A 12,277-nucleotide genomic window follows, 5' to 3' on the forward strand; every position below is an offset into this window, starting at 1 on the left:
GCCGGGGAGTTCTTTTCGGGACGGCCTCAGCGAATCTGGCTGGTGGACACCGAAAGACCCGGGTCGGTCGCGACCGTCAACGGGGACGGCTCGGCGCCGCCCGCGATCACGTGGGCGCCCAGGGTGGCGATCATGACGCCGTTGTCGGTACACAAGCGCGGCTTCGGCACCCGCAGGGTCAGACCGGCGGCCGCGCACCGCTCTTCGGCCATCGAGCGGATCCGGGAGTTGGCGGTCGCGCCGCCACCGAGCACGAGCGTGTCCACGCCGACGTCCTGCGCCGCGCGTACCGCCTTCATGGTCAGCACGTCGGCCACCGCCTCCTGGAACGAGGCCGCGATATCGGGGATCGGCAGTTCGGTCCCGGTGCGCTGGGCCGCCTCGACGTAGCGGGCGACGGCGGTCTTGAGACCGGAGAAGGAGAAGTCGTACCGCGGATCCCGCGGCCCGGTCATCCCGCGCGGGAAAGCGATCGCGGCCGGATCACCGTGAACCGCAGCGGCATCGAGCGCCGGACCGCCCGGGAAGCCGAGGTCCAACAGCCGCGCCACCTTGTCGAACGCCTCGCCGGCGGCATCGTCGACGGTGCTGCCGAGTTCGACGATCGGCTCTGCCAGATCGGTCACGTGCAGCAGATGGGTGTGCCCGCCGGAGACGAGCAGGGCCACGCACGGCGGCATCGGACCGTGTTCGAGAGTGTCGACGGCGACGTGCCCGCCGAGATGGTTCAACGCGTACAGGGGGATATCCCAGGCCGCCGCATAGGCTTTCGCGGCCGCCACGCCCACCAGCAGCGCACCGGCGAGCCCCGGTCCGATGGTGACGGCCAGCGCATCCGGCTTGGCGATGCCCGCCGTCGACAGCGCGCGCCGCATGGCCGGCACGATGGCCTCGAGATGGGCGCGCGAGGCGATCTCGGGAACCACGCCACCGAACCGCGCGTGCTGATCGACGCTGGAGGCGACCTCGTCGGCGAGTAGTTCGCAGGTGCCGTCCGGATGGCGGCGCACGATGCCGACGCCGGTTTCGTCACAGGAACTTTCGACACCCAGGACGATCATGACAGGACCTCGGAGTCGTGGGCGCGCTCGGCGCCCGGATGCGGGAACCCGGTCATCGCCGGGCGGCGCATGGTGAACGCGTCGGCGCCGCTGGGCTGGTAGTAGCTCTTGCGCAGGCCGATGATGTGGAAGCCGTGCTTCTCGTAGAGCGCGATGGCCGGCGCATTGTCGGTCCGCACCTCGAGGAAGACCGGCCCACCACGCCGCCCGGCCTCGGCCAGCAACGCCCGCAACAGAGCGGTCCCGATACCCCCGCGGTGCACGTCCGGATCGACGCCGATGGTGTGGATCTCGGCCTCGGGATGGTCGGGCGTGCCCAGCAGCGCGATGCCCGCGTACCCGAGCATGCGTCCGTCGTCGTCACGCGCCACCAGATAGCGATTGTGCGAACCGGCCAGCTCCGAGCGGAAAGCCACGTCCTGCCAGGGATCGTCCTCCGGAAACAGCAGCAGTTCCAGTTCGACGCAGCGCGCGATATCGGCCGGGCCCATCGGTTCGATATGGACCACCGGCGAGGATTCGGTACTCATCGCACCGCCTGATAGCTGCGTTCGACCGCATCGGGACGGCGCAGATACAGCGGGACCAGCGGCTGCGGCGTCGCGCGCGCGAGGATGTCGCGGGCGGCACACCGCACCAGCCCCGCCGCCGACGGGGTCTCCACCGGCAGCACCGGCAGATCGAAAAAGTCCACGTGCGAGGGTGATCCGGCGATCGCGGTGGCGTCCCCGGAATCCAGGTCGACGGGTTTGCACACGCCGGGACCGTCGACCCGCCCGCTGCGGCGGTACCGCGCCCAGTACACCTCGCGGCGGCGGGCGTCGGTCACCACGAGCAGTTCGGCGCCGGAACGGTCGTCCTGGCCGCCCGGCACCTCGCGCCATGCCTCCGCGGCGATGGCGTCGAGACTGCAGACGCCGTGCACCGGCAGGCCCAGGGCGTCACCGAACGCGGCGGCGGTCGCCATCCCCACCCGCAGGCCGGTGAACGGGCCGGGGCCGATACCCACCACGACCGCGCCGATATCGGTGCGCGTGCGGTCGGCCTCCTCGAGGCACGCCAGAATCTGCGGGGTGAGCACCTCGTTGTGGGCGCGCGCGTCCACGGTCACCCGGGAGGCGAGAGTGCGGACCTGCGGCTGTGTGGCGGCCTGCTCCAGTTCCACCAGTCCTGCTGTAACGGCAGGCGTCGCGGTGTCGACAGCAAGTACAAGCATGATTGCCTCAACGATACCGGTTGGTCACCTCCCGTATGCCATCAGCGCCGTCGGCGTATCCGCATGTCGCAACTGCGGGGCAAACCGCTGCCGGTCGGATGTGCGCACGTCGTGACGGGGCGGCCGCGCGGCGCTCGTCAACGACCAAGTGCCGCAACGACTGCCGGGGCGCCGGTGCGGCGGCCTGCGGTCCGGACCCTGCGGTGAGGCCGAATTCCGCGCTGCCGCGTATTCGCCCGCGGCGCATCGGTGGCGAGCATCACAACCGATCAGTACTGTCCGACCCACTCCCAGGTGGCGGTGCGGGTCTCCGATTCCGCTTCCCGGTGCAGCCGCACGCGCAGATGCCGGTCCGCGAGATGTTCGACCACGCCGAGACCCCATTCGACCACCACGACCGATTCGTGCAGATCGGCGTCGAGATCCAGGGCGTCCAGCTCGTCGAGATCGCCGCCCAGCCGGTAGGCGTCGACATGTACCAGCGGTATCGATCCCGGCGCCGCGCCCGCGCGATGCTGCCGCGCGATGATGAAGGTCGGCGAGCTGACCCGGCCCTCGACCCCGAGCCCGGCCGCGATCCCCCGCGTCAGCGCGGTCTTGCCCGCACCCAGCGGACCGTCGAGCACCACCAGATCGCCGGGCCGCAGCTCGGCGGCCAGTTCCCGGCCCAGCGCCTCGGTATCGGCGACCGTGGGCAGTTCCCGGCGCTCCGCCTCGCCCTGCTCTTCCGGGGCTCGGTCGCGACGCTCAGCCATTGCTCGCCTCCCGGCCCGCGCCGAATTCGACGGACGCGCCGCCGAATACGCCCGCGCGCAACAGCAATCGGTCCAGCGCGGCGTTGATCAGCTCGGGATACTGCAGATGCACCATGTGCGCGGCGTCGGTGACCCGGATCAGATCGGCGTCCGGCAGCCGGGCGGCGAGTGCACGCGAATTGCGGAACGGGATGATCAGGTCGTGGTCGCCGCCGACGACCAGCGCCGGCCGCGGCGCGAGCACCGGCAGCGCCGCCGATTCGTCGTGCACCTGCAGGGCTTCGAGGAATTTCACGATGGTCTCGACCGGTGTCCGATCGATCATCGAGGTGGTGAACCGCGACAGAGTGGGGCTGACGTCGCCGTGGAACGAACTGACGTGCAGGACCGGGGTGATCAGCTGACGTGCCGTGACCCGTCCGGCCTGCACCAGCGCCGGGGAGGTGTGGACGAGCACCCGGAACCCGTCGATCGCGGGACTGCGCAACAGCTGTGCCGCGCCGGCGCGGGTCACCCCGGCCGCGGTGGTGGACAGCAGCGCTGAGGCCAGCACGCGGCGCTCGAACAATTCGGGATCCCGGGCGGCCGCCGCGAGAATCGCCATCCCGCCCATGGAATGCCCGACGAGCACCAGCGGGCCGTGGGGAGCACAATCCTCGATCACCCGCAGCAGGTCGCGTCCCAGTTGGGCGACCGTGCAGCTCGCACTGCTCGGCGTGCCGGAGCTGCCGTGCCCGCGCAGATCGAAGAACACCATGCGAACCCGCGAACCCCACTGTCGCGCCAGATCGCGGCGCTGAAAGTGGAACGAGTGCATGCTGTTACAGAAGCCGTGGACGAACACGACGGTGGCAGCGGGATTCTCGGCGCCGACGACACGTGCGGCCAGCGGTACGCCGTCGTCGGCCACCACCCGGCGCGAGGGATCGCGGTCCAGCAGCGTGAAATCCTCGTCGCGCAGATCGTCCCCGCGAGCCGGCCAGGCGACGGCGGCGCCCATTCGCCGCAGCGCCTGCGCACCGGCCAGAGCGCCCAGCACAGTCGCCGACGCCACCCCGCCCCGCAGCAGTGTGTACCGTACCCGCCGCGCGTTCCGAAACCGATGTGCCCGTTCGGGTTCCATCACACCACCCCTGCCTGTCCGGTATAGCCTCGCACGACACGGCCACGCGGGGAACACACGATCTCGTAATGGATGGTGTTCATCAGTTCCGCCCACCGCTGTGCGTGCGGATCGCCCGGGGCCCCGCCGAACAGCACCGCGCTGTCGCCCTCCTGCACGCCCTGCCGGTTCTCGCCGAGGTCCACGACGAGCTGATCCATGCATACCCGGCCGATGTTGGGATACTGCGCATCCCCGATCCGCACCTCGATCCGGCCGCCGAGCCCGCGCGGCACGCCGTCGGCGTAACCGGCCGGAATCAGCGCCACCGTGGTGTCGTGCGGCGCGATCCACTCGTGCCCGTAGGACACGCCTTCGCCCTGCGCCACTCGCTTGACCAGGGCGACCCGCGCCCGGAAGGTCATGGCCGGGCGCAGGCCGAAGTCGGAGATCTCCGGAATCGGGCTGAGGCCGTAGACGGCGATACCGGGCCGCACCATGTCGAACGCCAGATCGGGCCGGGTGAGGGTCGCCGCGGAGTTGGCCAGGTGCACCAGCTCGGGCTGCAGCCCGTAATCCTTGGCAAGGGCGATCGCCTCGACGAATCTGTCCCGCTGCACGTCGATGACCGGGTGCTGCGGCTGATCGGCATGAGCGAGATGGGAGAACATCGCCCGCAGATGCACCACTCGCTCGGCGACCAGTTCCTGCAGCAGACGCAGCACGTGCGGGTATTCCGTGGATGAGACGCCGTTGCGGTTCAGGCCGGTATCGAGCTTCAGCGTGACGGTCGCGGTCGTTCCGCTCGCGCGCGCCGCGCGCTCCACCGCCCGCAACTGGGCGGTCGAGGAGACTCCGATCTCGATATCGGCGGCGATCGCGGCGGCGTAATCGGCGTCCGAGGTGTTGAGCCAGCTGAGGATGGGCGCGGTGATACCGGCCGCGCGCAACTCCAGCGCCTCGGGAATGGTGGTCACGCCCAGTTCGGCCGCCCCCGCCGCCAATGCCGCCCGGCCGGCCTGCACCGCGCCGTGGTTGTAGGCGTCGGCCTTCACCACCACCATCACCGCGGCATCGCCCGCGTGTTCGCGCAGTATCCGCACGTTGTGTGCGATGGCATCCAGATCGACGACGGTCTCCACCTGCGGATCAGCGCTACTCACGGCTACCGATCCTGCCACGCGGCGCGCCGCGCCCGTCCGGCGCGCCCGGGTGATATCGGATCGGGCCCAAATCACCCCTTGCTTGGAGTGCACTCCAGCTCATTAGCGTGGTTCACGCGGGCATACGCCGCCCGCCACCACCCATCCACCAGAGGGGTTTCATGAGCAAGGTTTGGTTCATCACCGGCGTCTCCCGCGGATTCGGACGCGAATGGGCTCTGGCAGCCCTCGAGCGCGGCGACCGGGTCGCCGGAACCGCGCGCAAGCTGGAGACACTCGACGACATCGTCGCCGCCTACCCCGACACCTTCCTGCCGCTGCAGCTGGACGTCACCGACCGCGCGGGCGACTTCGCCGCGGTCGCCGAGGCCGCCCAGCGGTTCGGCCGCCTGGACGTCGTGGTCAACAACGCCGGCTACGGCCACTTCGGCATGATCGAAGAACTCACCGAGGACGAGGTCCGCGCCCAGCTCGAGACCAACGTCTTCGGGGCACTGTGGGTCACCCAGGCGGCGCTGCCGATTCTGCGCGCGCAGGGCAGCGGCCACATCATCCAGGTGTCGAGCATCGGCGGGATCAGCGCCTTCCCCAATCTCGGCGCCTATCACGCGTCGAAGTGGGCGCTCGAGGGGTTCTCGCAGTCGCTGGCGCAGGAGGTCGCCGGTTTCGGCATTCACGTCACCTTGATCGAGCCGGGCGGGTTCAGCACCGATTGGGCCGGCCCGTCGTCGGTGCACAGCGCGGAGAACCCCGCATACGACGAGGTGCGCGCGGCGCGCAGTCGGACCCGGTCGGCCCAGCAACCCGGTGAGCCGACGGCCACACGGGCGGCGATCCTGGCGGTGGTCGACGCCGACAAGCCGCCCTTGCGCCTGTTCCTCGGTGCCGCGCCGCTGCAGATCGCGACCGCCGATTACGAGTCGCGACTGTCGACGTGGCGCGAATGGGAGTCGGTAACGCTCGCGGCCCAAGGGGATTGACCGGGTGAGAACCGGCAGGACCCGAGCCGCCGGCGCTTCGGTCTCCGCGCCCCGGCGCCTACCGTCTTTCGGCGTCGAGCTCGCGTGGCAGGAACGGATCGGCCCGCAGTACGTCCGCGGTTTCGGCGAGACTACGCAGGGTTCGTACCGCCGCTCGTAGCCGGTGCAGGAGCGGGGTGGCCGAAATAGGCGCTCCCGCATCCACCTTCGCGTGGGCGGCGAGGTTGGCGGCGAGGGCGTGAACGCGCGCGGCGGCCGCCGCCGCCCACCCCGGGTCCCGTCCCGCCGCCAGCAGGGCGCCGATCACTCCGGACAGCACGTCCCCGGCGCCGGCGGTGGCCGCCCAGGAGCCGCCCGCCTCGTTGACGAGCGTCGGCTCGCCGGGGGTGGCAACCAGCGTGGACCGTCCCTTCAACAGGACCGTCACCTGCCATTTCTCGGCGAGTTCGCGGACCGCCGCCACCCGGTCAGCTCCGACTTCACGGCCGGTGAGACGCGCGAATTCGCCTGCGTGCGGGGTCAATACGGTCGGCGCGCCGCGACCGGTCACCAGTTCCGGGGTGGCGGCCAGCAGGGTCAATCCGTCGGCGTCGACCACCACGGGCAGATCGGTGGCCAGGATTTCCGCCAGGCGCTCGCGCGCGGCGTCGTCGGTGCCCGCCCCCGGCCCGAACACCCAGGACTGCACCCGCCCGGTGCCGGAAATACTATCGGCGGCAATGACTTCCGGGAATTGCGCGAGAACCTGGGCGGCCGCGGTTCCGGCGTAGCGCACCATGCCGGAGGTGGCGGCCACCGCGGCGCCGGTGCACAACACCGCGGCACCGGGATAGGTGTCGCTGCCGGCGTGGATGCCGGTCACACCCTGCGTGTATTTGTCGTCGTGCGGTCCGGGCACCGGCCAGTCACGACCGATCGAGCCCGGCTCCAGCGCGGCCAGTCGTGGTTCGGGCAGCCGTAAACCGATGGGGATCAGCTGAATTCGCCCACACCACGGCGCGGCGAGAGCGTGCACCGGTTTGTACGAGCCGAAGGTCACCGTCACCGCGGCCCGCACCGCCGGGCCGTCCACCGCACCGGTATTCGGATCGACCCCGCTCGGCAGGTCGGCGGCGACGATCGGCGCCTCGACCGCCGCCACCAGTTCGGCGGCCCGCGGTCGCAACGCACCCCGGCCCGAGATTCCGACGATGCCGTCGACCACCAGGTCCGGCGCGCCCAGCAATTCGGCGGCCGATCCGGCGCCGGCCTCACGAATTCGCCCGCCCGCCCGGCGCAGCGCCGCGAGTCCTTCCGCATGCGCTCGCTCGGGCGACAACAGCACGGCCGTCACCGCCACCCCGCGCCGGCGCAGCGCGGCGCCCGCCCAGAGCGCATCACCGCCGTTGTCCCCCGACCCGACGAGCAGAGTCACGGACCGCCCGGTGACCCCTCCCGTTCGTTCCCGCAGTTCGGCCGCAACCACATTCGCCAATCCGTATGCGGCGCGGCGCATCGGCACCCCCGCGGCGACCCGCTCGAACAGGTCGGCTTCGGCCGCTCGCACCTCGTCGACGGTGAAGTATCCTCGCAGGGCCGGTGCCATCATTCGCCTCCTCGTCGGGATCGCGCTCGAATCGACAACCTCCAGCAGAGTACGCCCGGAGCCTCCGGTTCCCGCATGCCCGCGGCCTTGTCGCCGCCGGAACCGCGCGCGGGTGCGGCGAACCGGACGCAACCGTCGGACTAGGCTCGTACCCATGGCACACAGCACCGTACGCACCCGCGCAGCGCGTCTCCTCCCGACCGCCGGAGCGCTGGTGGCCGCCGTGCTGATCGCCGGATGCGGTTCGAACACAACGACTTCCACGCCGCCGACCACGACCGCGGCGGCCACTTCGCCGGGCACCGCGGCAGCCTCGCCGACCTCCCCCCAACCGGCCTCGGTCACCGTGCACGTCGAGGATATGAAGTTCTCCCCCGATACCGTGACCGTGCAGGCCGGCGACACCGTGACCTGGAAGTTCTCCGACAAGGTGCCGCATGCCGTGCAGGGCATCGGCGATGCGGCGATGGGCATCAACAGCCCGATCTTCACCGGCGGCGAGTGGAGCCACACCTTCGCCGTCCCCGGCGTCTACCGCTACCTGTGCCCGCTGCATCCCGAAATGCGCGGCACCGTCACGGTGCGGTAGACGCTACGCCGTCGCCCGCCGCTATTCGACGGTGACCGACTTCGCGAGGTTGCGTGGCTTGTCGATGTCGTAGCCGCGGGTCTGCGCCACCTCGGCGGCGAAGATCTGCAGCGGCACGGTCGACAGCAGCGGCTGGAAGAGGGTCGGGGCTGCCGGGATCTCGATCAGATGGTCGGCGAACGGGCGGACCGTATCGTCGCCCTCCTCCGCGATCACGATGGTGCGGGCGCCGCGGGCCTGGATCTCGCGGATATTGCTGAGCAGCTTCGAATGCAGCACCGCGCGTCCCTTCGGGGAGGGCATCACCACGATCACCGGCAGGCCCTCCTCGATCAGCGCGATCGGGCCGTGCTTGAGCTCACCGGCGGCGAAACCCTCGGCGTGCATGTAGGCCAGCTCTTTGAGTTTGAGCGCACCCTCCAGAGCGACCGGGTAGCCGACGTGGCGGCCGAGGAACAGCACCGTCGACTGATGCGCGAACCGGCGGGCGATCTCGCGCACCTGCGGCGCGGTCTCGAGCACCCGCTCCACCAGCTTCGGCATGGCCTCCAGCTCGCCGAATTCGCGGGCCACCTCGTCCGGGTACTTGGTGCCGCGCGCCTGCGCGAGGGCAAGGCCGACAAGGTAATTCGCGGTGATCTGAGCGAGGAAGGCCTTGGTGGAGGCGACCCCGATCTCCGGGCCGGTGCGGGTGTAGACCACGGCATCGGATTCGCGCGGAATCTGAGCGCCGTTGGTGTTGCAGATCGCGAGCACGCGCGCCTTCTGCTCCTTGGCGTGCCGCACCGCCTCCAGCGTGTCGGCGGTCTCACCGGACTGCGAGATCGCGACCACCAGCGTGGACCGGTCGAGGACCGGGTCGCGGTAGCGGAATTCGCTGGCCAGCTCGACCTCGACCGGAACCCGGGTCCAATGTTCGATCGCGTACTTGGCCAGGAGGCCGGCGTGATACGAACTGCCGCAGGCCACCACGAACACCTTGTCGAATTCGCGGAGTTCCTGGTCGGCGAGGCGCTGCTCGTCCAGCACGATGCGGCCGTTGTCGAAATGGCCCATCAGCGTCTCGGCCACCCCGGCGGGCTGCTCCTCGATCTCCTTGAGCATGAAGTAGTCGTGGCCGCCCTTCTCGGCGGCGGCCAGATCCCAGTCGATGGTGAACGGCCGGGTCGGCACACCCTCGGTGTTGCCGGCGAAATCGGTGACCACGTAGCTGTCCGCGGTGATCACGACGGCTTGGTCCTGACCGAGCTCGACCGCTTCGCGAGTGTGCTCGATGAACGCCGTCACATCCGAGGCGATGAACATCTCCCCCTTGCCCACACCGACCACCAGCGGTGTCGAGCGACGCGCGGCCACGATCGTGCCCGGATGGTCGGCATGCGTGAAGACCAGGGTGAACGCGCCCTCGAGCCGTCGGAGGACCGCCAGTGCGCTGCCGACGAAATCACCGGCCGTGGGTCCGGCCGCATAGGCCTGGGCGACCAGGTGCACGGCGACCTCGGTGTCGGTATCGCTGCGCAGTTCGACCCCGGACTCCTCGAGCTCGCGCCGCAGCGGGGCGAAGTTCTCGATGATGCCGTTGTGCACGACCGCGATCCGGCCCGCGAGGTCGCGGTGCGGGTGCGCGTTACGGTCGGTGGGCGCGCCGTGCGTGGCCCACCGGGTATGCCCCATACCGGTCGTACCGGCGAACGCGGCGGTTCCGGCCTCGGCCAGCTCGGCCTCCAGATTGGCCAGCCGACCGGCCTTGCGCTCCACCGCGAGACTGCCCGCGCCGTCCAGGATCGCCACGCCCGCGGAGTCGTAGCCCCGGTACTCCATGCGGCGCAGTGCGTCCACGACGACGCCGAGCGCGTCCCGGTACCCGACGTAGCCAACGATTCCGCACATGGTGTCCCAGCCTACTTGGGCCGCGTGGACACGCGAATCGGCCCGCTATCGACGCAGGTGACGGCATGTCCGGGCCGCTCCGCTCGCGACAGTGCCGCATTCCGGGCGGCGCTCGGTAGAGTTCACCCCCGTGTCGGTGTCTGTGAAATCGCTTCTGAGCATTCTGACCAGCCCCGGTCCGCACCGGGTGATGCGAGGCAACCTCGGCATCGCCGGGCAGCCCGGCGTGGTCTACACCCCCGAAGAGGGCCACAACCTGCCCGCGGTCGCCTTCGGACACGGTTGGCTCGCCGGCGCCGGCAACTATCGCCGACTGCTCGAGCACCTCGCGTCCTGGGGTTTCGTCGCCGCCGCACCCGACACCGAACGCGGCCCGCTCCCCTCGCACCTGAACCTGGCCACCGACCTGCTCACCACCCTCGACATCTGCGCGGGCGTGCGGCTGGGCAGCGGCAAGATCAGCGTGCATCCGGACAAGCTCGCCCTGGCGGGGCACGGGATGGGCGCGGGCGCCGCCGTCATCGCCGCCTCGCAACGCAAGGTCGGCGCCGTGGCGGCCCTCTATCCGGCACCCACCGCCCCGAGCGCGGAAGCCCTCGCCCCCCGCATCGACACCCCGGCCCTCATCGTCGCCGGCGGTGCCGACATCTCCACCGGCAACTGCACCGCGCAGCCCCTCGCCACCGCCTGGGGCGGGCCGATGTCACTGCGCACCGTCGACAAGGCCACCCACAACGGCATCGTCGAGGGCCGCCGCGCCCTGGCCGCCCTCGGCGCCGCCAAGTACGAACCCAAGACCGAACGCATCACCCGCGCCCTCCTGGTCGGCTACCTCAGCTACCAACTCCTGGGCGACAAGAAGTACCAGCCCTTCGCCGACCCGGAAGCCGACATCCCGCACACCTCCGCAGTCGACCCGGAAGCCACCGAAGAGCCCGAGCCCGAACATGTTTCGCCCCTGCAGCTCGTCCAGGTAGCCCGCGCACTGCGCAAGTAGAAGGCCGTCGCCCGGCGCGCACGAGAACGGTGGGAACCGATCCTCGCCGGGCCGCGTCGGATATGTTGACGGCTGGTTTTCGACGGAGGGGTGGACAGATGGCGGACGCCGAGCAGGAGGCCGCGCGGGCGCGGAACGAGGCGTTGCGACTGGAGGTCGATTCCCTTCTGGCCACCTTCGAACAGCAGAAGCGCGAACTCGCCGATGTGCAGGAGCGGTTGGCCGCGACGACAGCCGAGGCCTGGTCCGCGGACAATCTGGTCCGCGTCGTCGCCAATGTCGCGGGCGTGGTGGTGGAGGTCCATCTGGAACCTGAGGCGTTCAAGCGGTCGACCCCGGAGAAACTCGGGAGGTCGATGGCCGAGGCCGCGCAGGCCGCCGCTCGCCGCGCCGGCGAGTTGTCGCAGCAGGCATTGGCGCCGATCCAGGACGTCGCCGGTGACGTACCCGACCTCTCCGACATCCTTCCGGGCGCGCCCAGCATCAAGGATCTGATGAACACGCTGCTGCCCGATCCGGCGGCGAGCACACCGGCGCAACCGGACTCGTCGGAGCCCAGGGCGTTCGACGACGAGGACGAGGACGACTATTACCGCAACCGCGGCTACCTGCGGGGGGAGCGATGAGCACGTTCAAGGTCGATCCGGCCGCCCTGCGGGCGACCGAGCCCCGCTACAACGACGTCTCGGACCGGGTGATCACCGCGGTGCAGAACCTGAAGCGGATCGTCGAGGCCGAGGGCGAATGCTGGGGTGACGACGAAATCGGCGGGAAGTTCGCGAAGGGGTACGTCGACCCGGCCGGTAAGGCCGTCACGACCGGCAGCAACCTCGCCGCGATTCTCAGCAGTATGGCGGGCAATATGCGCTCCGCTGCCGAAACGCTGCAGGCGCAGGACCAATCCAACGCCGGCGCGATCACCCAGACCCAATTCTGATC

The 12,277-nt window shown here is 70.3% G+C and carries 13 protein-coding genes; 5 read left to right on the plus strand and 8 right to left on the minus strand.

Annotation, left to right across the window (positions count from 1 at the left end; all coding sequences use genetic code 11):
- Positions 1 to 26: 26 nt before the first annotated feature.
- From tsaD to alr, 6 genes are all read right to left on the minus strand, one after another.
- On the minus strand, positions 27 to 1,061 hold the full coding sequence (gene tsaD, locus NA3_RS01145) for a tRNA (adenosine(37)-N6)-threonylcarbamoyltransferase complex transferase subunit TsaD (RefSeq protein ID WP_062961703.1): 1,035 nt from the start codon (positions 1,059 to 1,061) through the stop codon (positions 27 to 29).
- Positions 1,058 to 1,591, minus strand: a complete 534-nt coding sequence (gene rimI / locus NA3_RS01150; RefSeq protein WP_062961704.1) for a ribosomal protein S18-alanine N-acetyltransferase — start codon at positions 1,589 to 1,591, stop codon at positions 1,058 to 1,060. The genes tsaD and rimI overlap by 4 nt, the downstream gene beginning before the upstream one ends.
- Positions 1,588 to 2,277: a tRNA (adenosine(37)-N6)-threonylcarbamoyltransferase complex dimerization subunit type 1 TsaB gene (gene tsaB / locus NA3_RS01155; RefSeq protein ID WP_062961705.1), complete on the minus strand. Its 690-nt coding sequence runs from the start codon at positions 2,275 to 2,277 to the stop codon at positions 1,588 to 1,590. Before tsaB ends, rimI begins: the two co-directional genes overlap by 4 nt.
- 269 nt (positions 2,278 to 2,546) lie before the next feature.
- The gene (tsaE, locus tag NA3_RS01160) at positions 2,547 to 3,032 is read right to left on the minus strand and encodes a tRNA (adenosine(37)-N6)-threonylcarbamoyltransferase complex ATPase subunit type 1 TsaE (RefSeq protein WP_062961706.1); all 486 of its coding nucleotides are present in this window, start codon (positions 3,030 to 3,032) and stop codon (positions 2,547 to 2,549) included.
- The gene (locus NA3_RS01165) at positions 3,025 to 4,155 is read right to left on the minus strand and encodes an alpha/beta fold hydrolase (RefSeq protein WP_062961707.1); all 1,131 of its coding nucleotides are present in this window, start codon (positions 4,153 to 4,155) and stop codon (positions 3,025 to 3,027) included. Before NA3_RS01165 ends, tsaE begins: the two co-directional genes overlap by 8 nt.
- The gene (alr, locus tag NA3_RS01170) at positions 4,155 to 5,297 is read right to left on the minus strand and encodes an alanine racemase (RefSeq protein ID WP_227995375.1); all 1,143 of its coding nucleotides are present in this window, start codon (positions 5,295 to 5,297) and stop codon (positions 4,155 to 4,157) included. The genes NA3_RS01165 and alr overlap by 1 nt, the downstream gene beginning before the upstream one ends.
- 161 nt (positions 5,298 to 5,458) lie before the next feature.
- Here alr and NA3_RS01175 point away from each other — a divergent pair, with 161 nt between their 5' ends.
- Entirely contained in the window at positions 5,459 to 6,277 is an 819-nt protein-coding gene (locus NA3_RS01175) for an SDR family oxidoreductase (RefSeq protein WP_062961708.1), read from the plus strand.
- Positions 6,278 to 6,335: 58 nt separating this feature from the next.
- On the opposite strand, the gene NA3_RS01180 is transcribed toward NA3_RS01175, so the two are convergent.
- Positions 6,336 to 7,865 (minus strand): NAD(P)H-hydrate dehydratase, encoded by a 1,530-nt coding sequence (locus NA3_RS01180; protein WP_227995376.1) that lies wholly within the window; start codon positions 7,863 to 7,865, stop codon positions 6,336 to 6,338.
- Positions 7,866 to 8,016: 151 nt separating this feature from the next.
- Here NA3_RS01180 and NA3_RS01185 point away from each other — a divergent pair, with 151 nt between their 5' ends.
- On the plus strand, positions 8,017 to 8,451 hold the full coding sequence (locus NA3_RS01185) for a plastocyanin/azurin family copper-binding protein (RefSeq protein WP_062961709.1): 435 nt from the start codon (positions 8,017 to 8,019) through the stop codon (positions 8,449 to 8,451).
- 21 nt (positions 8,452 to 8,472) lie between these two features.
- Here NA3_RS01185 and glmS read toward each other — a convergent pair whose 3' ends face one another.
- Positions 8,473 to 10,341 (minus strand): glutamine--fructose-6-phosphate transaminase (isomerizing), encoded by a 1,869-nt coding sequence (gene glmS / locus NA3_RS01190; RefSeq protein WP_062961710.1) that lies wholly within the window; start codon positions 10,339 to 10,341, stop codon positions 8,473 to 8,475.
- A gap of 130 nt (positions 10,342 to 10,471) precedes the next feature.
- Here glmS and NA3_RS01195 point away from each other — a divergent pair, with 130 nt between their 5' ends.
- From NA3_RS01195 to NA3_RS01205, 3 genes are all read left to right on the plus strand, one after another.
- Positions 10,472 to 11,338: a dienelactone hydrolase family protein gene (locus NA3_RS01195; protein WP_062961711.1), complete on the plus strand. Its 867-nt coding sequence runs from the start codon at positions 10,472 to 10,474 to the stop codon at positions 11,336 to 11,338.
- Between the two features lie 98 nt (positions 11,339 to 11,436).
- Entirely contained in the window at positions 11,437 to 11,964 is a 528-nt protein-coding gene (locus NA3_RS01200; protein ID WP_062961712.1) for a YbaB/EbfC family nucleoid-associated protein, read from the plus strand.
- The gene (locus tag NA3_RS01205) at positions 11,961 to 12,275 is read left to right on the plus strand and encodes a WXG100 family type VII secretion target (protein WP_062961713.1); all 315 of its coding nucleotides are present in this window, start codon (positions 11,961 to 11,963) and stop codon (positions 12,273 to 12,275) included. Before NA3_RS01200 ends, NA3_RS01205 begins: the two co-directional genes overlap by 4 nt.
- Positions 12,276 to 12,277 lie beyond the last annotated feature (2 nt).

Source organism: Nocardia africana NBRC 100379, from assembly GCF_001612635.1.
Lineage (GTDB): Bacteria > Actinomycetota > Actinomycetes > Mycobacteriales > Mycobacteriaceae > Nocardia > Nocardia africana.

What these genes read in the sequence shown, in the direction of transcription:
- tsaD (WP_062961703.1), bottom strand. Translation starts at nt 1,061, where the DNA reads ATGATCGTCCTGGGTGTCGAAAGTTCCTGTGACGAAACCGGCGTCGGC.
- rimI (WP_062961704.1), bottom strand. Translation starts at nt 1,591, where the DNA reads ATGAGTACCGAATCCTCGCCGGTGGTCCATATCGAACCGATGGGCCCG.
- tsaB (WP_062961705.1), bottom strand. Translation starts at nt 2,277, where the DNA reads ATGCTTGTACTTGCTGTCGACACCGCGACGCCTGCCGTTACAGCAGGA.
- tsaE (WP_062961706.1), bottom strand. Translation starts at nt 3,032, where the DNA reads ATGGCTGAGCGTCGCGACCGAGCCCCGGAAGAGCAGGGCGAGGCGGAG.
- NA3_RS01165 (WP_062961707.1), bottom strand. Translation starts at nt 4,155, where the DNA reads ATGGAACCCGAACGGGCACATCGGTTTCGGAACGCGCGGCGGGTACGG.
- NA3_RS01175 (WP_062961708.1), top strand. Translation starts at nt 5,459, where the DNA reads ATGAGCAAGGTTTGGTTCATCACCGGCGTCTCCCGCGGATTCGGACGC.
- NA3_RS01180 (WP_227995376.1), bottom strand. Translation starts at nt 7,865, where the DNA reads ATGATGGCACCGGCCCTGCGAGGATACTTCACCGTCGACGAGGTGCGA.
- NA3_RS01185 (WP_062961709.1), top strand. Translation starts at nt 8,017, where the DNA reads ATGGCACACAGCACCGTACGCACCCGCGCAGCGCGTCTCCTCCCGACC.
- glmS (WP_062961710.1), bottom strand. Translation starts at nt 10,341, where the DNA reads ATGTGCGGAATCGTTGGCTACGTCGGGTACCGGGACGCGCTCGGCGTC.
- NA3_RS01200 (WP_062961712.1), top strand. Translation starts at nt 11,437, where the DNA reads ATGGCGGACGCCGAGCAGGAGGCCGCGCGGGCGCGGAACGAGGCGTTG.
- NA3_RS01205 (WP_062961713.1), top strand. Translation starts at nt 11,961, where the DNA reads ATGAGCACGTTCAAGGTCGATCCGGCCGCCCTGCGGGCGACCGAGCCC.